Genomic DNA, 22,526 nt, shown 5'->3' on the forward strand with positions numbered 1-22,526 from the left:
CTGGGGTGACCACGGTGCCGGACTTCCACGACGCCCGGAAGTTCGATCTTCCGATCAGATAGATTGAATACTCTTTTGAGGAGATCGAAGGGGCGGGGGCGAGGACGTGGCGCGCCGAAGACGGGGCGGTCAGTGGTCAGAGGTGGACACGGAACTCTGCATGCCCATGCTGGAGATCGTGGGGCTGCTGCGTGATCTGGTCGACAGCAGCGGAGTCCAGCTGAAAGGGCTGCAACAGCTACTGCTGGCGCAGCACCGGGAAGGCCCGCGCCCTCCGTCGTATCAGGTGCTCTCGGACCGGCTTCGAGGCAGAGGGCTCCAGAACAACGCCTCGTTGATCTACGCGATCATCGCGGTACTCGCTCCACCAGAGCGTAAGGAAGGCATGACCGAGGAGGTCAGGCAGCACCTGGTGAACGCGCGGGCCACGCTGGCAGCCGGCAGTACACAACCATCGCAAGAGCCGACGCCCGATAGCCCGGATCCGGAACTCCTGGACGTGCTACGAGAGAACCGCGACCTTCGCAGCAAGGTGGAACGGATCGAGCGCCGCCTGGCGCGCAAGGAGAAGCACCTCCAAGCACTGCGCGACGAGCTGGCCGCCGCCGAGCGCCGAGCTCCGGCTCCGTCCGTCGGCCCGGCGCGGGATGAACCGACCACCGTGATCCCGTCCTTTCCGGACGAGGGTGTCGCAGCGACCCGCTTGGCAGACTCCGACATCGCAGCCGCGACCAGCAGCCCTTCTGCCGCCGCCGCAGGAACTGAAAGCAGCTCTGAATCCTCTGACGTGGCTACCGTCGCGGATGCCCTCCGCGGCATGCCGGACTTCGAGGCAACAACGGCGAACGCCCTGCGCCACGCATTCGACAGCGTGCTCGACGGACGGCGAACGGGGCGATTCGACCCGGCTACGCTCGGGAAATCCGAGAAGGTCTACCTCGGCGCCAAGGTCACTCACGAGCTCACGGCGGCCTGGGGATTCCCGCCTGGCCAGGAGACCACCGACCTCCCGATAGGACGCCAGCAGGTAGTACTGAAGTTCACCACTGGTGTGACATGGACGATTACGCCCGGGGAGGTCGGGAGGGTGTGTCTGCTCGTGTCAGCCAACGACGAGCGGTCCTGCTGGAGCCTCGGACTGATCCGGATCGAATCCGGCCACCTCAGCGGAGCAGCCAACCGCGACTTCAAGCGCACGCTCTCGGCCGCAGGCCGACAGGCCGTCACCTGGCTCTTCCACAACGCGCATCTGCCGGAGAACACCCTTCTCCACCTTCCGGCGCCGCTTCGAGAGAAGATTTTCGCCACCGAAGTGAGCCGGCGCGGCAGCCAGGCCCGGGTGAACAACCTCTTCAGGCTCGCGCAAGGACGGCTACTCAACCGAACCACGATCTCCACCGTCGCCGTGACCGCAGATGGCCCGAAGCGAGTTCGAACTGCCCGGGAGGCGTTGCGCGGCGATGGCATCCTCGTGCTCGGCGGCACCAGCCGACAGGCGACGATCGCCCGTAGCCTCGGCCTGCCCGTGCCGCGCGACGGTGAATGGGTCAGTCAACGGGTCACCCGCCGACGCCCCGAACATGGCGATGCGCCGAGCATCGCCCTCTCCGATGAGGTGTGGACACTGGCTGGACCAGACGACCCCATCGAGGAGGCTCCGTCGCTCGCGAAACTCTGGTAGCGCTGAAGGAAACGTCGGCGAACCCGTCCTGGAAGGCGAGGGTGTCCGATTATCCGGTGGAGCTACCGCTCCGGAAGCCCGCCTGTCGCTGGAGGCACTCCGGAATCTGATCGACGGCTAACTGCGGTTCCTTCGAACACATCCCGGGGAAGAACCGTGAACCGACTGGCTACGTCAGACGAAAGCTACTGATACGAGGGGGACATGAACCAGTTCGAACTACGCCGTGTGGAAGGGCAGCTCCGCGAAGCGCTGCAAGACACCGCCCTAAGTTGGGTGCTCGACGATGTCGACGCAGCAATCGCCGCGGGAGTGCCGGAGGAGAAGATCCTCCGCCGACGCCAGCAGCGCCGCGGCGATAACCTCCCCGCCACGAGTCCGGCTGCAGCAGCGGCTCGATACGAGGTCGTGGACCGCAGCATGCTTGGCCTCGGAGAGTACGAGTCTTCACGCAAGGGAGGGACCCTGGTCATCGCCACGCGAGCCATGACAGAGGAAGAACGTGTGCAGCTCCTCCTTGATGCGGTAAAGCGCGTGCTCGTCGACCTGCCTGAAATGGAACTGGAGGTGCTGAAGACGCTCCGGTCTGAGCCCGAAGGCGACGCTGGCAGCCGGAGCATGGCTGAGGGGGTCGTGTTCGAGCCCGACGAAAGCGCTCGAACACGCCGTAGCCGAACTGAGTTCCGGGGAGATCGGGTGCCGGCTGAGCGACGTACACGCGTCAGCCAGCTGCTGGCCGAAGTGACGAGGGAGGTAGTCAGTTGAGCACGGTCGATGACCTAGTCAACGAGATCAAGAGCCTTCTGGCTGCGGGGGCGGTGTCGTACGACTCCGCTTCGAAGCCGTCCGACATCTACGAGGGCTTCATCTTCTCCCTGATCGTCGCCACCGCGAGTCGGCATGGTGCCACTGTCACCTACGAAGACGTCTACGGGGCGAAGGCCAGCAATCTTGTTTTCCGGACAGGGCCCGGTCACCTGTACGGCAACAGCCAGCCCTTCACCCACGCCGTGATTGAGTTCGACGGTGCCCCCGCCCTTGAAGTCCACCTCGGCGTCTATGTGACCGGCTCGTCGGGCGTCCTGCACGAGTGCGACGTGTTGGTGCTGCCAGCCGAGGAAGCCGCCCTGAGCCGAGCGCAGGGCATCGCACCACGAGGCAGTCAGAGTGTCCTCATCGTCGAGTGCAAGTACTACGTCTCCAACCTCGGCATCGGCCTCGCACGGAACTTCGAGGGGCTGCGCGCCGACATCCGTACCCAGAACGAACTCTTCGTCGCCAACACCAGATCGTCGAGCATCGTGCGGTACCTCGATGCCCGAAAGAGAGGCTTCGAGCCCGACGTGGTACCCAACTCACCACAGGCAGGCTATCTCCAGGCCGAGATCAGGAAGACCTTCAAGAGCTACCTGAGCAAGCACGCTCCCTCAACCGTAATCTGAGCCGTCGCACGAGCGTCGCGCACACGTATTCAGCGTGTGCCGATGTGGCGGGACAGGTGGCCCCAGCGACCGTTGGCTACGGTCCCCTTGGGAGCCATCTGGGAGCCGACCCGCTCCCCGAGCCCCTTCGAGGCCACCTGAGACCACGACATCCCGACGCCCTGACCAGCGCAAACGCCGTCCACGCTGGCAAGATCACCACCCGAACCTCATTCGGGACGAAGAGGTCGTGGGTTCAAATCCCGCCACCCCGACAGAGAAACACCAGGTGAGGCAGACCGTAACGTTACGGTCTGCCTCACCTGTTTTCTGTGCGTGTCTATCTGCGTGACTATCGCGCCGGACCCCGCTTGAAGATGCCGTCCATGACCACAGCGCCGGTCTGGATGACGGGCCGGATCTGCTTCCGGTAGACCTCCTCGGTCACGGCCGTACCGGAGTGTCCGACGAGCCGGGAGATCCCCTCCAGCGGGACGCCGCGGTCGGACAGCAGGGACGACACGGAGCTGTGCCGCAGCTCCCTCGGTGTCCATCGGTCGGCGCACGCCGTGTTCACGGTCGGCGGGTCTGGTCCTCCTCCTGGCTCGGGGCCCGCTTCTGCGCGCTGTTCGCCGGCTCGGGAATGCCGGCCAGGTCCTCGACGTCGAAGATCCTCGCGATGGGTACGTCGGTGCTGCTGTGGGCGATGATCGAGAAGGCGATGCAGACGGCGATGAGCGTGTACGCCTGCTCCCCCTGCGGGATGCCGGCCTGCAGCACGAGGAGCCCGTAGACCACGGACGCGAACCCCTTGGGGCCGAACCACGCGGCCACCAGCCTCTCGCGTCGGTCGAACTGCGTGCCGACGAGTGAGATCAGCATCGAGGTGGGCCGCACCAGCAGGATCGCCAGGACCACGGCCACGTAGCCGGTCCAGGACAGGTCGGCGAAGAGCTGGGGCGTCAGCAGCGCGCCGAAGACCAGCAGGGCGGCGAACTTGGCCAGCTCCGCGAGCGCCTCACCCAGCGGTTCGTAGGCCGTCTTCGCCTCCGGGGATACGGCGGTGAGAACGGCGCCTGCGGAGAAGGCGGCCAGGTAGGGGTTGGCGTGGGTCAGGTGGCAGGCGGCGTACAGGGTGATTCCGGTGGCCAGGGGCAGCAGTGGCTGCAGCTTGGGCTCCGCTCCCAAGAGCCGGAACCTCACGAGCCCGTTCACCAGCAGAGGCAGCACCACACCGAAGGCCAGTCCCAGTCCGAGTTCGAGGGCGATCATCCCGAAGGACGTCTCCGCGTGGCCGCTGGTCGGGCCGGCGGCGGCGATGAGGACGAGCACCATCGGCAGGGCGAGCCCGTCGTTGATGCCGCTCTCCACGTTCAGCAACTGCCGCAGTTTGGGCGGTACTTCCTTGCGGGCGACGATCGCCGAGGCGAACACCGGGTCCGTGGGGGCCAGTACGGCGCCCACGAGGAAGGAAGTCGTCCAGTCCAATCCGACCAGGTAGTGGGTGATCAGCGCCATACCGACGAAGGCGAGGGGCATGCCGAGGCCGAGGGCACGGGCCGGGTTCTTCCAGTTCTCCCGAAGCTTCGGGAAGGACACGTGCATGCCGTCGGTGAACAGCACAGCGAACAGCGCCAGATCGGCCGTGACCGCGACGATGTCGCTGTCCGGCGTGATGTGGATCAGCCCGAGGAACCCGTCGCTGACGAGCGCGCCGCCGACGAGGAAGAGGAAGGAGGTGGACAGCACGGTCCGGGCCGCGAGTCCGGAGAGGAGGACCGCGATGAGCAGAGCGGCGCCGAACACCGCGACGAGTACCACGAAGACCAACCCCGATCGACGAAGACAGCTGTTCCCTCTCGCCGACCAGACTTCCCGGCACTCCGCAACGGACCTTACACGTCTCTTACGCCTCCCTGACAGGTGCCTGACGGGCAACGCCGTCCGCCGCACGCTGCCGCGTTCCGGCACGACGCCATCGCGGTGGGCGGCCCTCTGCCCTCCTCATTTCATTCGTCTCCGGGCCCCCGCGCCGGGCGGGCGGCGTGCCGGGCGGCCGGATTGGCGACGAGGTGGCGCGGGTCGGCGGCGCGGTTGATCGCCGACTCGACGGCCGCGACCCGGTCGGCGAGCAGGCCGAGGGCGGCGACGGCTCGGGTGAGGGGGTCGTGTTCGGGGCCGCCGAGGGTCTGGGTGCGGACGTACGCCGCCTTCAGTTCGGTCCAGCGACCGGCCTGGGCGGCGGTGAGCGTGCCCCGCAGCTCGGCCAGTTTCAGCAGGTTGGCCTCGGCTCCGGTGGTCAGGGTCTGGGCTTCCGCCGTGTAGTGGTCGTCGAGCAGCGCGGACAGCTCGGTGTCGTTCATGACCGGCTGGATGCGTTGGGCGATCTTGTTCATGTTGCGGTAGGAACCCTGGAGCCGGAACGGCGGCTCGGTCCGGGTGGTGTCCGACTGGGCGGCCGAGGCGATGTACGCGGCGTTGACCGCGAGGACGGTCTCGCGGGCCGTGAGCAGATGACGCAGGACCGCGGTGATCCGGTCCAGCTCGGCGGGCTCGTACGGGTGGGTCAGCCGGTCGGCGCGGGCGGCCGGGTCGCCCGCGGCCAGCCGGAGCAGCAGCTCCAGGTCGGCGCGGTCGCGGCCGGCGAGCGGGGCGAGGACCGGGTTGGCGGTCAGGGCGTTCTCGACGAAGCTGGCGGCGAAGGCGTCCCGCTTGCCGGTCAGGACGTCGCCGAGGTTCCACACGTCGGCGCGGTTGGCGAGCATGTCGGGCACCTGGAAGCGGCTGCCGGACTCGGTGTACGGGTTGCCCGCCATGCACACCGCGAACCGCTTGCCGCGCAGGTCGTAGGTGTGCGGCTCGCCGTCGCGCACGCCCTCGATGCGGCGGGTGGCGTCGCAGAGCGGGATGAACTTCTGGAGGAGTTCGGGTGAGGTGTGCTGGATGTCGTCGAGGTAGAGGAGGGTGTTGTTGCCCGCCCGCAATGCGAAGTTGATCTTTTCGATCTCCTGCCGGGCGGTGGCGTTCGGAGCCTCGGCCGGGTCGAGGGAGGTCACCGTGTGGCCCAGGGCCGGGCCGTTGACCTTCACCAGCAGCAGGCCGAGCCGGTCGGCGACGTACTCCACGAGGGTCGTCTTGCCGTAGCCCGGCGGAGAGATGAGCAGCAGCAGGCCGCCGGTGTCGGTGCGCTTGGCGTCACCCGTGGTGCCGAGCTGTTTGGCGAGGCTGTCGCCGATCAGCGGGAGGTAGACCTCGTCGATGAGCCTGCCGCGCACGAACGCCGACATCACGCGCGGCCGGTGCTCGTCCAGGCGGAGGCGGCCGCGTTCGGCGGCGACCAGTGCCGCGCGGCGACGCTGGTAGGCCCGGTGGGCGGGGACTTCGCGGGCGCGGAACTCTCGGGTGCGGGAGAGGAGTTCGTCGACTCGGACGGTCAGGGTCCGGTCGCCGTGGACTCGGGGGTGGGTGCCGAGCAAGCCGGTGACGGTCTCCGTGAGGGGTGCGTCCGACTCGTAGCGGGGCAGTTCGGGGCACAGCTCGGCCGCCACCGCCTCGGCCAGGTCGCCCGGGGGGAGGTCGGTGCCGGTCGCGGTGGTGTACGACGTCAGCCACGCCTCGACGAGTTGCCGGCGGGCGGCCGGGTCGGTGAGGGCGGTCAGGTCGTCGTCGTAGGCCGAGTCGCCCACTGTGCGGCGGAACTTGTCGAGCAGGGTCCGGGTGCCGACGCTGATGACGAAGCCGTCGGGGGCGGACGTCAGCTCCTCGAAGAGGTAGGCGGCCGCCGCTCGCGTGCCGATCGCCGTGGCCAGCTCCGCCTCCAGGTCGGCGATGGCGGGGGCGAGCCCGAAGGTGTCGCGGGCGCGGGCCAGGGAGACGGCGCGGCGGCTCCAGGCGTCGCGCTCCTCGGCCGTCGTGCCGTGCGCCCAGAAGAGCTGGGCGGCGGCGCGGGCGGACGGCTCGTGGCGCAGGAGCCCCGCGCCCTCGTGCAGGCGCAGGAGGGCGCCGAGGATCAGGGCCGCGTCGTGGTCGTGCACACCACGCTCATAGCCCTCGTCGTAAGCCTCCTGGGCCGCCTGCCGGACCAGGGCGGGCAGGTCGTCGGCCGTGGCGAGGGCGGCCGGGCCGTGCTCGTCGAGCAGGCGGGCGGCGAGGTGCTCGGCGCGGTAGACCTCGGGCGACTCCGAGGGCAGCGGGCGGTCCCAGTAGGGGCGGGTCGCGGCGAACTCGGGGTCGGTGACCGGGGCGCGGTAGTCCGTGCCGGTCAGGGCGAAGGCGAGGCCGTCGCCCTGGGGGACGAGGGTGAGGTCGAGGGGCTGGGTGTCGACCGCGAAGCGGTGGCCGCCCAGGCGGACGGTGCGGCCGCCGTCGGCGTACAGGTCGGTGCGGTCGCGCAGCGCGCGCAGGGCCTGCTGCCGGGCGGACTTCAGGCGGCCGTCCAGCTCCTCCGCCCTGACCTGGTCGCCGAGTCCGCGCAGCTCGTCGACCGTGCGGCGGACCTTGGCGGGCATCGGGTCGGAGGTGAAGTACGTGGTGAGGGCGTCCGCGTCGGCGAGTGCGGAGGCCCGGCGGACGATCGTGCCCAGCACCCGGTCGGCCGACTCGGCCAGGCGCTCGGCGCGGCGGGCACGGGCGTCGGCGAGGGTCTGCTTGCGGGCGGAGAACGCCTCGTGGACCTCGTCGCGCTTGTCCGCCAGCTCGGCGAGGAAGTCGTCGGACTCGGCGAACCGGGATTCCAGGTTCTCCACCCGCACGAGCAGGCGGGCCAGTTGCTCGTCGCACTCCTCGGGGGTGCCGGCCGCCGCGAGCGCGCCGGTGACCGCCTGGCCGAGCAGCGCGAACTCGGCGGCGAACTCGGCCCGGCCCTCGCTCTCCCGCAGCGCGCGGCGGCGGCCGTCCAGCGTGGCGCGGGCGCGGTTGACGCCCCCGAGGACCTCGGCGATCCGCTCCAGGACGGACGTGCGGACGGTGGCGTCGCCGATGTCCAGGCCGGAGACGACGTCGGTCACCGTGCGCAGGTTGTCGGCGTGCTCGTCGAGCCGGGCCGCGACGGGCTCCGCCTCGGCCACGGTGGTGATCGCCTCGGCGTCGGCGACGAGCTGCTCGATGTCGGCCCGGTGGCCGGCGAAGGCGTCCTCGTGCGCCAGGTGGGTCACGGCACGCTGCGCGAAGGAGGCGAGGTCGCGTTCGACGTCCGCGGCCAGTTCGTCGATGCGGTCGGTGTCCGCGTACCGCATGTCCTTGAGGGTGAGCAGCTGCCCCTGGGCCTGCCGCAGCTCGGTGAGTCCGGCCACCCATGCCGTGGCGCCGCGCGGGGCCTCGCCGCGCAGACGCCGTACGACGGCGGTGACGCGGGCCGCCGCAGCGGTGAGCGCGTCGGCCGCCTGCCGGGTGAGCGCCTGCACCGTCTCGAACTCGGCCAGCACCTGTTCGGCGGTGACCCGCACCTGGGTGAGCGGCTCGTGCAGGGCGCCGAGGTCCGGTTCGGACAGCCAGTGGTGGGTGTCGGCGGCCCGCACGCACGCCGCCACGAGCGCCTCGTACACCTCGCCGGTCGGGGTGGTCTCGGTGACCGCGCGGGTGACGGACAGGCAGTCGGAGACGCCGCGCACCAGGTCGGCGTTGCCGACGCGGGCGAGCGGGCCGGTGCCGGCCGGCTGGGCGGCGGCGTGGGTGTCGGAGACGTACGGGGAGGTCCACCGCTGGACGGGGTGCACGCGCTGCGGCTCGGCGCCGGCCGCCCGCAGGGTGAGGAGGGCTCCGTCGTCGAACAGCGCCCAGCCGTGGCAGGACAGCGGGGCGGCGACCTCCTTGCGGATCACGTTGTAGGGCAGCAGCAGGCTGCGGCCCGCCGCGCGGGCGTGGAAGGCGAAGAGGACGTCCTCGCCGTTCGGGGAGCGGACCGCCCGCTCGAACTCCATGCCCTCGGTGTCGACGCCGTCGAACGTCCGGTGGGTGCCGGTGGCCAGGCAGTAGCCGCCGGGGAAGACGATGCCCTGGTCCTCGGGCAGCCGGCGGCACGCCTGCCCGATGCCGTCGAGGCGGACGACGGTCCTGGTGAGGGTGTTGAACACCAGGTAGCGGTGGACGTCCTCCTTGTACGGGAGGACGTCGACCAGGATCAGGGCGCCCACGCGCGCGTACGCGATGTGCGCGTCGGCGAGCGACTGGAGCGGCTCGTCGACCGGCTCGGCGTACACGCCCTCGCCCGTGCCGGTGTCGTCCTCGGTCTTGACGGTCAGGGTCCCGCCCAGCGTCTCGACGAACACCTCGCCCTCGATGGAGACGTGCGGATGGCGGCCCAGGACGTGGTCCTCGCGGGTCGTCACCGTCCACGCGAAGTCGTGGGCGGGCGGGAGTACGTGGTCGCGGTCACCGCGCGCGTCCAGGAAGGACGCCCGGCCGTCGTCGGACAGTGCCCAGCGCAGGACCCGGATGTCGTCCGCCTTCTCACCGGTCCGGAAGACGGCGAGGACCTTGTCCTCCACGCGCCGGAGCCGGAGCAGCCGGGCCTGGTGGAAGTAGCGGTGCAGGGCGGCGAACTCGCGGACGAACGCCGGATCGTCGAGCAGGCCGGGCACGGCGTCCTCGGGCAGCCGGTTCAGGGCCCGGTCGTGCAGCGCGAGGACGTCGCCGACGGTGGTCTTGGGCCCCCGGCCGGGGACGGTGCCGTAGCCGAAGACCAGGACGTCGCCGACGGACACGAGGTCGCGCGGCACGCACGCCGACTCGGTGCGCAGGTGTTCGGTGCCGGTCAGCTCCAGGCGCAGGGAGCCGAACTCCTCGACGCGGCGGGCGTTCAGCGCCTCGGCGCGGCGGGCGAGTTCGGCCGCCTGCGCGGTGAGGCGGTCGCGCAGCACCTCGTACGTACCCGTGTCCAGGGCGGTGGTCATGAGGTCCCTCTCAGGAAGTCGGAAAGAGCGGTCGTGGAGCTGCCGCCCCCCGCGCGGCAGCTCCACGACCGCGGTCGGTCAGCCCTTGGCGCTGCCGTTCACGGCCGCCAGCCGGGTGTCGGCGAGGCCCAGCTCGCCGGCCTTGCTGAGCAGCTGCTCCAGGGCCGCGGAGTCGGCGCCGCCCGTCTTCATGAGCTTCATCAGCAGGGTGGACACGGTCAGGTCCCGCACGTCGGCCGTGGAGACCGAGCCGAGGAGGCGGCCGATGTCGTCGGTGAAGCTCGACGTTCCGTCCAGCCAGGGACCCGCCAGCGCCTGCGCGGTCTCGGAGTGCTGCACGAAGCCGTCGACGCCCTTGCCGAGGGCGATCGCCCCGACCAGCCGGTCGAAGAAGACCGACTCGCCGCCGACGATGTTGATGTCGGCGTTCTCCAGCCCGGTCGCCAGGACCGTCGCCTGCGCTTCGGCCACCTGCCGCTGCACGTCCAGCCCGGCCAGCCGGACGTCCTTCTCGGCCTCCAGCCGCAGCCGGTACTCCTCGTGGCCGCGGGACGCCTCGTCCAGCGCGGCCATCGCCGCGGCCTTCTCGGTGAGGCCGGCCGCCTCCGCCTTCAGCTTCTCGCCGACGGCGGCGGCCTCGGCCAGTGCCTTGGCCTTGGCGCCCTCGGCCTCCGCCCGCAGCCGGGCCTCGGTGGCCCCGGCCTCCGCGCGGCCGGCCTTCTCCAGGACCTCGGCCTCCTTGTCGCGGACCTGGACCTCGGCCAGCCCCTGGGCCGCGCTCTCCGCCTGGATGCCCTCGGCGAGCCGCAGCTTGGCCCGCGCGTCGAGGTCGGCGCTCTTCAGCCGGGCCTCGGCGAGCGTGAGTTCCTCGGCGGCACGGTGCGTGGCGGCCTGTTCGGCGGCCTCGGCGGCCTTGATGTCCTTGACCAGCCGCTCCTGCGCCTCGGCCTCGGCGGCGATGACGACGGCCTGCCGCTGCCGCTCCGCCTCCTCGACGGCACGCAGCCTCTTGATGGCCTCCTCCTGCTCGGCGACCGTACGGTCCACCGCCACCCGCTCGCGGATGACGTCGGCGATCTCCCGCTTCTCCCCCTCGACCTCCTTCTCGGCGGCGATCCGCGTCAGCTGCGTCTCCCGCTCCCGGGCGATGACCTCCAGGAGGCGGTCCTTCTCGATGCGCTCGTTCTCGATGGCGATGACCCGCTCGCGGTTCTTCTGCGCGACCGCGACCTCGCGTCCCTGGTTCTCGCGCTGGATGCCGAGCTGCTCCTCGGTCTTGAGGAAGGCGGACTGGGCCCGCAGCCGCTCCTCCTCCACCACCCGCGCGGTCTCGGCCTCTTCCCTCGCCCGTACGGTCTCGATCTCCCGCTTCTGCTTGGTCTCGGCGTCGACCCGCCGGCGCTCCAGTTCCAGGATCGCCTCCCGCGCGTCGACGTTCTGGCGGGTGATCTCCTTCTCCTCCGTGCGCTGGGCCTCGTTGGTGCGCACGTGCTCCACGGCCGTCAGCTCGGTGATCTTCCGGATGCCCTGCGCGTCCAGGACGTTGGCCGGGTCGAGCTGGGTCAGCGGCGTCTGCTCCAGGTAGTCGATCGCCGCGTCCTCCAGGTGGTACCCGCTGAGGTCGACGCCGATGACCTCGATGATCCGGTACCGCAGCTCCTCGCGCTTGGTGTAGAGGTCGGTGAAGTCCATCTGCTTGCCGACGGTCTTCAGCGCCTCGGAGAACTTCGCGTGGAACAGCTCCTGGAGCGTGTTCCGGTCGCTGGCCCGTGCGGTGCCGACCGCCTGGGCGACCTTGACGACGTCCTCGGCGGTCTTGTTGACCTTGACGAAGAACGAGATCCGAATGTCCGCGCGGATGTTGTCCCTGCAGATCAGCCCTTCCTTGCCGGCCCGGGTGATCTCGATGGTCTTCACCGAGATGTCCATCACCTCGGCCTTGTGCAGTACCGGCAGCACGACCTGCCCGGTGAAGGTCACGTCGACCTTGCGCATCTTGGAGACGATCAGGGCCTTGCCCTGCTCCACCTTGCGGAACAGGCGGGCGACGACGAACAGCACGGCGGCCGCGAGCAGGAGGCAAACGAGCACGCCGATGCCCAGGGTGGGGTAATCCATAGGAAGTCCTCGAAGTCTGCGAAGAGTTGATGCCTCCACGAAGAGGCAGAGCGGCCGCCCGTTCGACTACGGGTGGACGCGTCCGGTGCGACGCACGTCGGCCACGGCTCAGCCGCGGCGGTGGCTACTGCCGGGGTCGTACGGGGAACCGGCCGCAGTGTCCGGTCGTCGTCGCCCGCGGTGTCCGCGGCCCGGCCCAGCAGGAAGGGCGGCGCCCGACCGCACGCCGGGTTCGTCCGCCGGAGCGGTGATGTCGAGGCGGGTGGGGATGTGCGCGGTGACGTCGTCAGTCCGTGCCACGACCTCACCCCCGAGACGATCGACCGGACCCCGGCACCGACGCCCGTTGCCGGGCCCTGGCACCGGGGCCGTCCCCCTGTTGCTGCCGCCCTCATACTGACCGAGGAGCGCATCGCGCCGCATTGCCGTAATACGGCAATCTTTACGTCCTCTTGATGCCGGGCGTCGACGCGAGCGCGTCCTGCTCACCAGCGAGGACGGCCGACTGGTCGCATCGCGCCCGGCGACCAGGACGTCAGCGGCGCCATGTGCCGGGGACCCGGTAGGACGGGTGGGGCCAGGTCGGGCGGGACGGGGTCGGGGCGGGGGTGGGGATCGGTGGGTGGGGCAGCAGTCTGGCCCGGGTGAGCAGGACCGCGGTGAGGGCGGCCAGTTCGGTGGCGTCGGGGGTGCCGCGTTCCACTGTGAACACGGGATTCGGGTTCGGGTTCGGGGTCGGGGTCTTGGGCAAGGGGGCTCCTATACAGGTGGGTTGCCGTGCTTCCGTTCCGGTATCGGGGCGTGTTTCGTGCGCAGCATGGCGAGTGAGCGGATGAGCAGCGCGCGGGTCCGCGCGGGGTCGATGACGTCGTCGACGAGGCCGCGTTCCGCCGCGTAGTAGGGGTGCATCAGCTCGGAGCGGTACTCCTCGATCAGCTGGGCGCGGGTGGCCTCCGGGTCGGGCGAGGCGGCGATCTCGCGCCGGAAGACGACGCCTGCCGCGCCTTCCGCGCCCATCACGGCGATCTCGTTCGACGGCCACGCGAAGGAGAGGTCGGAGCCGATCGAGCGGGAGTCCATGACGATGTAGGAGCCGCCGTACGCCTTGCGCAGGATCAGCTGGATCCGGGGCACGGTCGCGTTGCAGTAGGCGTACAGGAGCTTCGCGCCGTGCCGGATGATGCCGCCGTGCTCCTGCTCGCGGCCCGGCAGGAAGCCGGGCACGTCGAGCAGGGTGAGCAGGGGGATGGAGAAGGCGTCGCAGGTCTGCACGAAGCGGGCGGCCTTCTCGCTGGCCGCGATGTCGAGCGCCCCGGCGAACGACGACGGCTGGTTGGCGACGATGCCCACGACGTGGCCGTCGAGCCGGGTCAGGGCGCACACCACGTTGCCCGCCCAGCGGGCGTGCACCTCCGTGTAGTCGCCGTCGTCGACTATCTCCGCGATGACGTCCCGGATGTCGTACGCGCGCGACGGGTCGGCCGGGACGAGGTCGAGGAGGGCGTCGTTACCGCGGTCGGCCGGGTCGTCGGACGGTTGGTGAGGGGGGAGTTCGCGGTTGTTGGAGGGCAGCAGCGACAGCAGGTGCCGTACCTCCTCCAGGCAGGACTCCTCGTCGTCGTGGACGAAAGCTGCCACGCCCGTCGTGGTGGCGTGGACGTCGGAGCCGCCGAGGCCGTTGTGGTCGATCTGTTCGCCGGTCACGGCCTGCACCACGTCGGGGCCGGTGATGAACATCTGTGAGGTGCCGCGCACCATGAAGACGAAATCCGTCAGCGCGGGAGAGTAGGCGGCGCCGCCCGCGCACGGGCCCAGCATCACGCTGATCTGTGGGATCACCCCGGAACAGCGGGCGTTGCGGCGGAAGATGCCACCGTAGCCGGCGAGTGCGGTGACCCCTTCCTGGATGCGGGCGCCCGCTCCGTCGCACAGGGCCACCAGCGGGGCGCCGGCCGCCTCCGCGAGGTCCATCACCTTGTGGATCTTCTCGGCGTGGGCCTCGCCGAGCGCGCCGCCGAAGACGCGGAAGTCATGGGCGTACACGAAGACGGTGCGGCCGTGGACCGTGCCCCAGCCGGTGACGACCCCGTCGGCGTACGGGCGCCTGTACTCCATGCCGAAGCCGACGGCCCGGTGCCGGCGCAGGGGCTCGACCTCGGTGAACGACTCCGCGTCGAAGAGCAGGGCGATCCGCTCATGGGCCGTGAGCTTGCCGCGTGCGTGCTGACGGGCCGTGGCCTGCTCGTCCGGGCCGCGCCGCGCCTCCTCGTGGTAGCCGCGCAGCTCGGCGGTGCGCGTGGCAAGATCCGGCCTTTCGGCGAGCTGGGGCAGCGGTGGGCCGGTGGCCGGCTCGGCGGCGAGGGTCATCTGAGTACTCCTCGGAAAGAGTTCAAGGGTGCACGTCAGACCCAGCTTTAGGCCCTTCACCTTTACTTCTTCTACACAGAGAGAAGCGGAATACTTTCGGCCGCCGAATCGGAATGCGATGATCCGCTGTCAAGCTACTGCCAGCGCAGCACCCTGACATGGGATTGCCCTGGTGGCAGGGGTGACCGAGGAACAAGAATCTCATTCATCGGAGGGCGGTCGTCGGAATTCCGATGGAATACGTCCGCTCACTCAATGTCTTTCCGGTATCCGGAAAACAACCAGGGGGATCACATGAAGGTCAGCGTTCTGCGCACAGGTCTTGTCGCCGTAGCCGCCGTCGCCGTGGCGCTCGGTGCGCCGGCCGCGGGGGCGGTCGCCCAGGTGGCGGGGGACTCGACTGCCGGCGTGGCGGTGACACAGAAGGGCCCGAGCTGGGACAGTGTGCAGATGGACCCGAGCTGGGACAGCGCCGAGAAGGACCCGAGCTGGGACAGCGTCCAGGAGGACCCGAGCTGGGACAGCGCCCTGTCGCTGCCGGCGGACCCCAGCTGGGACTGACCCGGCACGGAAGTGACCGTCGCGTCGACGAAGGCCCGCCCCCGCGTTCTTCGGGGGCGGGCCCTTTCGCCTTTTCTGGTGAGCGATTTCCCTCCGCATGCGTATTGCCGACCGGTCGCCGGTCGGCAATACGCGGGGAACCTTGCATTCCGAACCTTCACATGCGCAGGGGGCCCACGCGACAGCTCCTAGCCGAGCTTGTCGACGGCCTGGTAGTAGGTCCAGGCGGAGGCGTCGCAGGAGGCGCGCTTGATGCCCGAGTAGGCGGTGCACACCCGCTTCAGGTCCGCGTGGAAGGCGTCGTCCAGGCGGGCCTTGTTGGCGTCGAAGGAACCCGCGGCCTTGTAGTTGCGGTAGCCGAAGTCATGGCGCGCGCATGACATCTGAAAGGGGAAGCCGAAGGGGTTGTCGGGCGACGTGGTGCAGTAGTCGGTCGACCAGTCGAAGCCGTACGCGCTGTAGGAAGCCTGGTTGTCGCGGGCCGCCACCCAGGAGTTGTAGCTGCTCGCGCCGGTCTGGGTCCAGCCGCTCAGCACCTGCGGCTTGTCGGCGGGGGCGGCCTGGGCGGGGGCGGCCGCCGCACCGAGGGCGAGCGGCACGGCGAGAGCGGCGGCGGCGAGGGGCGTGGCGAAACGGCTGCGCATCGGGAGTCCTCCGGCGGGCTGTGGGTGTGGGCCCGGCGCTGATGCGCGGGGCGGGCACAGCCTGGCCGCGGGGGCTATGGCGCAGCCATATACGGGTCAGGCCCGCAGGAAGGCGAGCACCGCGCCATATACGGCTCAGCCCCGCAGGAAGGCGAGGACCGCGAGGACCCGGCGGTGTGTCTCGTCCGCCTGCGGGAGGTCCAGTTTGGCGAGGATGTTGCCGATGTGCTTGCCCACCGCCGCCTCGGAGACGACGAGTTCGCGGGCGACCGCCGTGTTGGACTTGCCCTCCGCCACCAGGGCCAGGACCTCGCGCTCGCGGGCCGTGAGGCGCTCCAGCGGGTCACGTCGGCGGCGCAGCAGCTGACGGACGACCTCCGGGTCGACGACCGTGCCGCCCCCGGCGACCTCCAGGAGGGCCGACTGGAACTCCTCGACCTGGCCGACCCGGTCCTTGAGCAGATAGCCGACGCCGGAGCCGTCCCCGGAGTCGAGGAGCTCGGACGCGTAACTGCGCTGGACGTACTGGCTCAGCACCAGGACCGGCAGCGAGGGCCGGGCCTCCCGCAGCCGCACGGCCGCGTGCAGCCCCTCGTCCGTGAATCCCGGCGGCATCCGCACATCGGTGACCACGATGTCGGGGGTGTGCTCGGTGACGGCCGTCATCAGCGCCTCCGCGTCACCGACCGCCGCGACCACCTCGTGGCCGAAGCGTCCGAGCAGGCCGATCAGTCCTTCCCGGAGCAGCACACTGTCCTCGGCCAGGACTACACGGAGTGCTCTGTCGGCTCGCAAGGGATCTCCACACGCAGTAGGGTCGGGCCGCCGGCGGGGCTGGACAGGGTCAGTCTGCCATCCAGCACGGACACCCGGTCGGCAAGTCCGGTGAGGCCGCTGCCCCGTTGGGCGTCCGCGCCACCGCACCCGTCGTCCCCCACCTCGAAGACGAGCCACCCGTCCGTGTACCGGCCGACCACCTCGGCACGCCGCGCCCCGCTGTGCTTGGCGACGTTCGCCAGCGCCTCGCAGACCACGAAGTAGGCGGCGGCCTCGACCGCCTCGGGCAGCCGCCGCGGCAACTCCACCGAGACGTCCACCGGTACCACCGACCGGTCGGCGGCGTCGGCGACGGCCGCGCCCACCCCGAAGTCGGCGAGAACCTTCGGATGGATGCCCTGGATCAGCTCCCGCAGCTCGGCCAACGCCTTGCCGGCCTCGTCGTGGGCCTTGGCGAGCTGGTCGGCCAGCGGGCCGGGCGGGGCGTCGAGACGGGCCAGGCCGAGCGCCATGGTCAGGGCGACGATGCGCTGCTGGGCGCCGTCGTGCAGGTCGCGCTCGATCCGCCGGCGCTCCGCCTCGAACGCGTCGACCAACCGGACGCGGGAGCGCACCAGTTCGGTGACCTTCTCCCCCAGGTCGGTCTCCACGGGCGCGATGAGGAGCCGGGTGAGTTCGGCGCGGGCCACCGCCACGGCGCCGATCACATACCCGCTGAGGGCGAAGAGCAGCAGGCCGGCGACGGCGACGGCGAACGCCTCGGGCCAGCTGGTCGCAGTCCACATCTTCAGTACGGGCGCCTCCTCGCCATCGCCGACCGTCGCCATCAGGGCCGGCGTCGCCACCAGCCCCGCCGGCACGACGAGCGCCATGACGAACACCAGCAGGTCGAGCGGCCACAGCACCGTCGCGAACGCCAGCGTGTAACCGAGCTCCCGCCAGGTCGCCTGTTCCCGGAACCGGGTACGCCCCCAGGCCAGCAACCCCGGTTCGTCCGGCACCCGGTGCGGCGTGGGGGCCGGCCGCCGGTCGACGAGCCGCAGCCGCCGCCGCTCCACGGCCGCCACCGGCAGCCCGGACAGGGCGAGCAGCGCGAGCAGCGGCAGGCCGATCAGCACGACGGCCAGCGCACTGCCGATCGCCGCCGCGAGGACGATCGCCAGCAGCACCACGATGCCGACAGGGGTACTGCTGAGGAGATAACCGGCGGCCCGCCAGGGCCAGCCGGAGAGCAGGTAGCCGGAGCGGGACAGGGCCTGCCACACGTTGAGTGAGCGCATGGCCTCACGGTAGAAGGCGGTTCTCTGCCGGAGCCATCCCTCCAGACCGAGGGCCTGGGGTAGGGCCTGCCCTACCCCAGGACTCAGCCCAGTGGTCGTGTTCCGCGCGGGCCCGCGCGGTTGTCTTGGAGGCAGCGAAAGGAGGCCGGAGATGCTGGCCTGGCTGACCGACCACACCCTGATGTTCGGGATCTGGGGGATCCTGGCGGCGGTGCTGCTGCTGCCCGCCCTCGAGGCCGCGCTGCCACTGATCGGCGTGCTGCTCCCGGGGCAGACCGCCGTGGTGATGGGCGGCATGCTGGCGCACCACGGCCGGGTCCCGCTCGGCTGGATCGTGGTCACCGCGCTGCTCGGCGCGGTGCTCGGCAACGGCCTCGGCTACGCGGCCGGCCGACGCTGGAACACCCGGCTCCTGGACCGCGTACCGCGTCGGCTGCTGCGGCCCCGCTCCACCGCCCGCGCCCTGTCCGCCATCCAGCGGCACGGCGGCCGGGCGGTGTTCGTGGGGCGGTTCACCGCGGGGCTGCGCACCCTCGTACCGACCCTGTGCGGGGTCTCCGGAATGCCCGTGCGGTCCTATCTGACCTGGTCCGTCGTGAGCAGCGCGGTGTGGGCGCCGGCCTTCGTGCTCGTCGGCTACGGCATGGGTTTCAGCCCGGGCCTGTGAACGCGCGGATGAGCGTGCAACGTCTTGCCACCGCAGCCTCCTGCCCTGCGCCGCTGACGACTTACCAGGTCACGCCCTCGAAGAATGGTTCAACGGAAGACTTCGGCAATCCAGCCGGCCGTCTCGACAGCAGTGAACGCAAGTGAGTGGGGGACTCATGGATTTCCAGCTTCTCGGTCCGGTGGAAGCCAGACAGGGCGAACGGCGTGTCTCCATGTCGGGGGCGAAGGTGCACACCGTGCTCGCGGCGCTGCTGCTCGCCCGCGGCAAGATCGTCACCGACGACCGGCTGAGCGCGCTGCTGTGGGGCTGGGACCCGCCCGCCACCATGAGCGCCCAGATCTACACGTACATCTCCCGGTTGCGCAAACTCCTGGGCCCGGAGGTGGAGTTGGTCCGCCGTCAGCCCGGATACCTCATCCACATCAACGACGCACGCCTCGACACCTCGGAGTTCGAGCGGCTGGGCAGGCTCGGCCGGGCCGCGCTCGCCGAACGGCGCTACGAGGACGCGCACGAGCTGCTGAGCGGGGCCCTGGGCCTGTGGCACGGCCCCGCGCTCGCCAACGTCACGACCTTCCTCGCGGACGCGGAACTGCCGCAACTGGAGGAAGCGCGCACCACGATGCTGGAACACCGCATCGAGGCGGACCTCGCGCTCTCCCGGCACCAGCAGCTGATCCCCGAACTGGTGGGCCTGGTGGCGGAGTTCCCGCTGCGTGAACGGCTGCGCGCCCAGCTGATGACCGCGCTGTACCGGTGCGGCCGGCAGGCCGACGCCCTGCACGTCTACCAGCAGGGCCGTCGGACGCTCGCCGACGAACTCGGCGTCGACCCCGGCGCCGACCTGAACGCGGCCCACCAGGCGGTGCTCAACAGCACCCTCGACCTGCCCCGGCCGCCGGCCCCGACGGCGGCGATCGCGCCGCACGCGAACACCCCGCAGAACCCGGGCGGGCGGCCGTTGACGTTCGCGCCGCCGCTCGCGCCCCAGGCCGCGCCCCCCGCGATGCTGCCCGCCGACATCGCCGACTTCACCGGCCGCAAGGCCGAACTCGACTTCCTCCTGACGCAGTTGGCGCCGCCGCGCGCCGGGCGTCAGCCCGTCTTCCGGCCGCAGCGCATGCTGATCACCGGCATGGCCGGGGTGGGCAAGACGGCGCTCGCCGTGCACGCCGCGCACGCCAGCGTCCAGCACTTCCCGGACGGCCAGCTGTACGCGAACCTGTGCCACGCGGACGGCACGCCCAAGGACCCGGCCGAGATTCTGGTACGGCTGCTGCGCGCCCTCGGGGAGCCGGTCGCGGCGCCCGACCGGCCGCCCGCCGACCTGGACGAGCTGGTGCGGCTCTACCGCACCCGCACGACGGGCAAGCGGCTGCTGATCCTCCTCGACAACGCGGCCGGCGACCTCCAGCTCGATCCCCTGCTGCCGGGCAGCGCCTCGGCCACCGTGCTGGTCACGGGGCGGGCCCGGCTGTGCGCCGTGTCCGGTTCGCACACGACGGCGTGCGCGCCGATGGCACAGGCCGAATCCCTCGCCCTGCTCGCGGCGGTCGCCGGCCTCCGGCGGATCGCGGTCGAACCCGACGCGGCCGCCGCCATCGCGGACTCCTGCGGCGGGCTGCCGCTCGCCCTGCGGGTCGCCGGCGCCCGCCTCGCGTCCCGGCCGCACTGGTCGGCGACGCGGCTCGCGGACCGGCTCGCGAAGGAGGACACGCGCCTGCACGAACTGCGCTTCGGGGACCTCGACGTACGGCAGTCCGTGCTGTCCTCGATGCGCGGCTTCAGCGCGCGGGAGCACGAGCTCCTCGCCGAGCTGACGGCGCTGGGGCGCGGCCCGTTCCCCGCGGTCACGGCGGGGCTGCTCCTCGGGATCCCGGAGCAGGAGGCGGAGGACTTCCTGGAGCGGCTGACCGATGTGTCCCTGCTGGAGACGGTGGGCGTGGACGCGACGGGGCTGCCGCAGTACCTCTTCCACGAGGTGGTCCTGGTGTTCGCCCGCTCACTGGCCGGGGCGCGCTGCTGAAGCCCGGCCGGGGCCTTTCGCAACGTCCTGCCGGGGCAGGGTGCTGCCAGCTGACACGCCGGGCACACCGCCGCGCCGCCCCGTTGAATGGATCAACGTGAGCGGCGTGGAAGGAGGTTGGCGGATGAGGCCCCGTGCCCGGTCAGGTGAGCAGCATCCGCGCCCAGCCGGCCCGGGCGCCGGCCACCACGGTCAGCGCGTAGGCCGCCACCGGCAGCAGCAGCAGCCCGAGTACGGCGAGTGCCCAGGCCTGCGGGTAGGAGGTGACCGCCCACTGCTTCAGCGCCATGGTGGACTCGCCACCGCCGTACGCGGCCAGCATGTACGGGGTGGCCATCAGGCCCACGGGAACGGCGAGCGCGAAGACCACGGCCAGCAGGTCCAGCGGCCACAGCACCGTCACGAACAGCAGCGTGTAGGCCAGCTCGCGCCAGCTGGACGCCTCGCAGAACCGCTTCCTGCACCAGGGGCCGAGTCCCGGCTCCTCCGGCTCCTCGTGCGGGTCGCGCAGGGCGCGGTGGCCGACCATCCGCAGCCGGCGCCGCTCGACCACACCCATCGGGACGCCGGACAACAGGGCCGCCAGCAGGACGGGCACCCCCACGAGCACGACGGTGAGCGCGCCGCCCACCGCGAACGCGGTGAGTATCGCGATCAGACCGATCAGGCCCACCGGAGTACTGCTCAGCAGGTAGGCGGTCGCCCGCCACGGCCACGAGGAGAACAGGAAACCGGGGCGGCGGACCGCCACCCACACCGATGTCGCTTCCAGGATTGCCATGTCCCCACCGTAGAAACCGGGTGCCTCCCGCGCCCAGCAGCCCAGTTCTACTTCCGGGGTATGCCTGGCCCTACCCCGAAGACTCTGTTCCGCCGCAATGTGCCGGACCCCCTACTCACGGTTTTGTTGAGTCAGCAGTCGGAGCGCCGCAGCAGCGGGGCCAAGTCACTTGGGAGTCCACATGTCGACGGTCGCGAACACCCAGAGCTATGTCGAGACGTGCCCGCAGCGTTCGCTGGTGGCCGGCCGTCTGCCGGCCGGCGGTGCCGCGCCGACCGTGGTGTTCAGCGGCCCGCTCCCCGGCACCGGGACCACGCGTTCCGTGGTCCGGGCCCAGGTCGTCGGCGGCGTGTGGGTCGCCCAGACCCCGGGCTCCTTCTCCCACGCGTCCTACCGCGAGGGCGGGCGGTCCGTGAACCGCCGCCCTGTCTCCTAGGTCCTGTCCCCGCCCCGCAACTGCGCAGACCTGAAGTCGTCCCGAGCACCGAAAGAAGAAGAGGCCATCATGAAGCTCCGCGCCCGTCACCTGTCCGTCGCCGTCCTCGCGCTCGCCGCCGGCGTGCTCGCCACCGGCTGCGAGGTCGGTCAGGAGGGATCCAAGAGCAAGAGCACCTCGTACGACGTGACCGGGAAGGTGTCGGCACTGGAGGTGCGGACGCCGGGCGGCGACATCAAGGTCGTCGCCGGTGACGGCAGCACGGTCAGGGTCACCGAGAAGGTGACGTACAGCGGTGACAAGCCGGACACGGAGCACACCACACAGGGCGGCACGCTGCTGCTGACACCCGGGGACGGCTGCGCCGAGGACGGTGGGGCCTCCAGGTGCACCGTGGACTACACCCTGGAGGTGCCGAAGGCCCTCGCGGCCGTCCTGGACAGCAAGGGCGGGAACGTCACGGTGTCCGGGCTCGCCGGCACCCTTGAGGTGAAGTCCGGCGGGGGCAAGGTCACCGCGGACCGGATCACCTCCAAGCGGTTCACCGTGGACGGCAACGGCGGCGCGGTCGACGCCCGGTTCACCGCCGCGCCGGACACCGTGGACGTCGACACCCGGGCCGGCGACGTGTCGGTGCGGGTGCCGGCCGCCGAGGCGTACGCGGTGAAGGCCACCAGCAACGGCGGCTCGTCGAAGGTCGACATCAAGACCGACCCCGGGGCCACCCGCAAGATCACGCTGCACACGGACGGCGGCGACGTGAAGCTGAGCGCCGCGGGCTGAGCCCCCGCGGCACGGCGACGGCGACGGGCCGGGCGCTCCCCGAGAGGGAGTGCCCGGCCCGTCGCGCTCGGCGCGCCGGCCGGCTCGTGCC

Annotated in this window: 17 protein-coding genes and 1 pseudogene; 8 read left to right on the plus strand and 10 right to left on the minus strand. The window is 70.9% G+C overall.

The window, feature by feature from the left end; all coding sequences use genetic code 11:
* The first annotated feature begins 160 nt into the window (after positions 1-160).
* The 3 genes from ACFW48_RS23915 (at position 161) to ACFW48_RS23925 (ending at position 3,123) form a co-directional block, all read left to right on the plus strand.
* Positions 161-1,681, plus strand: coding sequence for a NaeI family type II restriction endonuclease (locus ACFW48_RS23915; RefSeq protein WP_386317679.1), 1,521 nt, complete (start codon positions 161-163; stop codon positions 1,679-1,681).
* Between the two features lie 204 nt (positions 1,682-1,885).
* Entirely contained in the window at positions 1,886-2,446 is a 561-nt protein-coding gene (locus ACFW48_RS23920; protein ID WP_097249658.1) for a hypothetical protein, read from the plus strand.
* Positions 2,443-3,123, plus strand: coding sequence for a hypothetical protein (locus tag ACFW48_RS23925; protein WP_030183853.1), 681 nt, complete (start codon positions 2,443-2,445; stop codon positions 3,121-3,123). Before ACFW48_RS23920 ends, ACFW48_RS23925 begins: the two co-directional genes overlap by 4 nt.
* Positions 3,124-3,454: 331 nt before the next feature.
* Here the strand turns inward: ACFW48_RS23925 and ACFW48_RS23930 are convergent.
* The 6 genes and pseudogenes from ACFW48_RS23930 to ACFW48_RS23955 all read right to left on the minus strand — a co-directional run.
* Positions 3,455-3,664: pseudogene (locus ACFW48_RS23930) on the minus strand (site-specific integrase); the annotation flags it as partial.
* Positions 3,665-3,675: 11 nt separating this feature from the next.
* Entirely contained in the window at positions 3,676-4,923 is a 1,248-nt protein-coding gene (locus tag ACFW48_RS23935; protein WP_386317681.1) for a cation:proton antiporter, read from the minus strand.
* 188 nt (positions 4,924-5,111) lie between these two features.
* Complete coding sequence (locus ACFW48_RS23940) at positions 5,112-9,992, minus strand: DNA repair ATPase (protein WP_386317683.1); 4,881 nt, start codon at positions 9,990-9,992, stop codon at positions 5,112-5,114.
* 78 nt (positions 9,993-10,070) lie between these two features.
* The gene (locus ACFW48_RS23945) at positions 10,071-12,110 is read right to left on the minus strand and encodes an SPFH domain-containing protein (protein ID WP_386317685.1); all 2,040 of its coding nucleotides are present in this window, start codon (positions 12,108-12,110) and stop codon (positions 10,071-10,073) included.
* Positions 12,111-12,645: 535 nt separating this feature from the next.
* Positions 12,646-12,861: an acyl-CoA carboxylase subunit epsilon gene (locus ACFW48_RS23950; RefSeq protein ID WP_386317687.1), complete on the minus strand. Its 216-nt coding sequence runs from the start codon at positions 12,859-12,861 to the stop codon at positions 12,646-12,648.
* An 8-nt stretch (positions 12,862-12,869) separates the two neighbouring features.
* Positions 12,870-14,477 (minus strand): acyl-CoA carboxylase subunit beta, encoded by a 1,608-nt coding sequence (locus ACFW48_RS23955; RefSeq protein ID WP_386317689.1) that lies wholly within the window; start codon positions 14,475-14,477, stop codon positions 12,870-12,872.
* A gap of 294 nt (positions 14,478-14,771) precedes the next feature.
* Here ACFW48_RS23955 and ACFW48_RS23960 point away from each other — a divergent pair, with 294 nt between their 5' ends.
* Complete coding sequence (locus tag ACFW48_RS23960; protein WP_386317691.1) at positions 14,772-15,038, plus strand: hypothetical protein; 267 nt, start codon at positions 14,772-14,774, stop codon at positions 15,036-15,038.
* A 188-nt stretch (positions 15,039-15,226) separates the two neighbouring features.
* On the opposite strand, the gene ACFW48_RS23965 is transcribed toward ACFW48_RS23960, so the two are convergent.
* The 3 genes from ACFW48_RS23965 to ACFW48_RS23975 form a co-directional block, all read right to left on the minus strand.
* Complete coding sequence (locus ACFW48_RS23965; protein WP_386317693.1) at positions 15,227-15,682, minus strand: phospholipase; 456 nt, start codon at positions 15,680-15,682, stop codon at positions 15,227-15,229.
* A gap of 135 nt (positions 15,683-15,817) precedes the next feature.
* Positions 15,818-16,477 (minus strand): response regulator transcription factor, encoded by a 660-nt coding sequence (locus ACFW48_RS23970; RefSeq protein ID WP_121748265.1) that lies wholly within the window; start codon positions 16,475-16,477, stop codon positions 15,818-15,820.
* A complete protein-coding gene (locus ACFW48_RS23975; RefSeq protein WP_386317695.1) occupies positions 16,450-17,739 on the minus strand; it encodes a sensor histidine kinase in 1,290 nt (429 codons plus the stop codon). Before ACFW48_RS23975 ends, ACFW48_RS23970 begins: the two co-directional genes overlap by 28 nt.
* 151 nt (positions 17,740-17,890) lie before the next feature.
* Here ACFW48_RS23975 and ACFW48_RS23980 point away from each other — a divergent pair, with 151 nt between their 5' ends.
* Both ACFW48_RS23980 and ACFW48_RS23985 read left to right on the plus strand, forming a co-directional pair.
* On the plus strand, positions 17,891-18,406 hold the full coding sequence (locus tag ACFW48_RS23980) for a DedA family protein (RefSeq protein ID WP_386317697.1): 516 nt from the start codon (positions 17,891-17,893) through the stop codon (positions 18,404-18,406).
* A gap of 157 nt (positions 18,407-18,563) precedes the next feature.
* Positions 18,564-20,435, plus strand: a complete 1,872-nt coding sequence (locus ACFW48_RS23985; RefSeq protein ID WP_386317699.1) for a BTAD domain-containing putative transcriptional regulator — start codon at positions 18,564-18,566, stop codon at positions 20,433-20,435.
* Positions 20,436-20,577: 142 nt separating this feature from the next.
* Here ACFW48_RS23985 and ACFW48_RS23990 read toward each other — a convergent pair whose 3' ends face one another.
* On the minus strand, positions 20,578-21,216 hold the full coding sequence (locus tag ACFW48_RS23990; protein ID WP_386317701.1) for a sensor domain-containing protein: 639 nt from the start codon (positions 21,214-21,216) through the stop codon (positions 20,578-20,580).
* A 181-nt stretch (positions 21,217-21,397) separates the two neighbouring features.
* On the opposite strand from ACFW48_RS23990, the gene ACFW48_RS23995 reads away from it, so the two are divergent.
* Both ACFW48_RS23995 and ACFW48_RS24000 read left to right on the plus strand, forming a co-directional pair.
* Positions 21,398-21,652 (plus strand): hypothetical protein, encoded by a 255-nt coding sequence (locus ACFW48_RS23995; RefSeq protein WP_310872089.1) that lies wholly within the window; start codon positions 21,398-21,400, stop codon positions 21,650-21,652.
* A gap of 69 nt (positions 21,653-21,721) precedes the next feature.
* A complete protein-coding gene (locus ACFW48_RS24000; RefSeq protein WP_386317703.1) occupies positions 21,722-22,435 on the plus strand; it encodes a DUF4097 family beta strand repeat-containing protein in 714 nt (237 codons plus the stop codon).
* The last annotated feature ends 91 nt before the right edge of the window (positions 22,436-22,526 follow it).

This window comes from Streptomyces sp. NPDC058812 (genome assembly GCF_042744565.1).
Lineage (GTDB): Bacteria > Actinomycetota > Actinomycetes > Streptomycetales > Streptomycetaceae > Streptomyces > Streptomyces thinghirensis.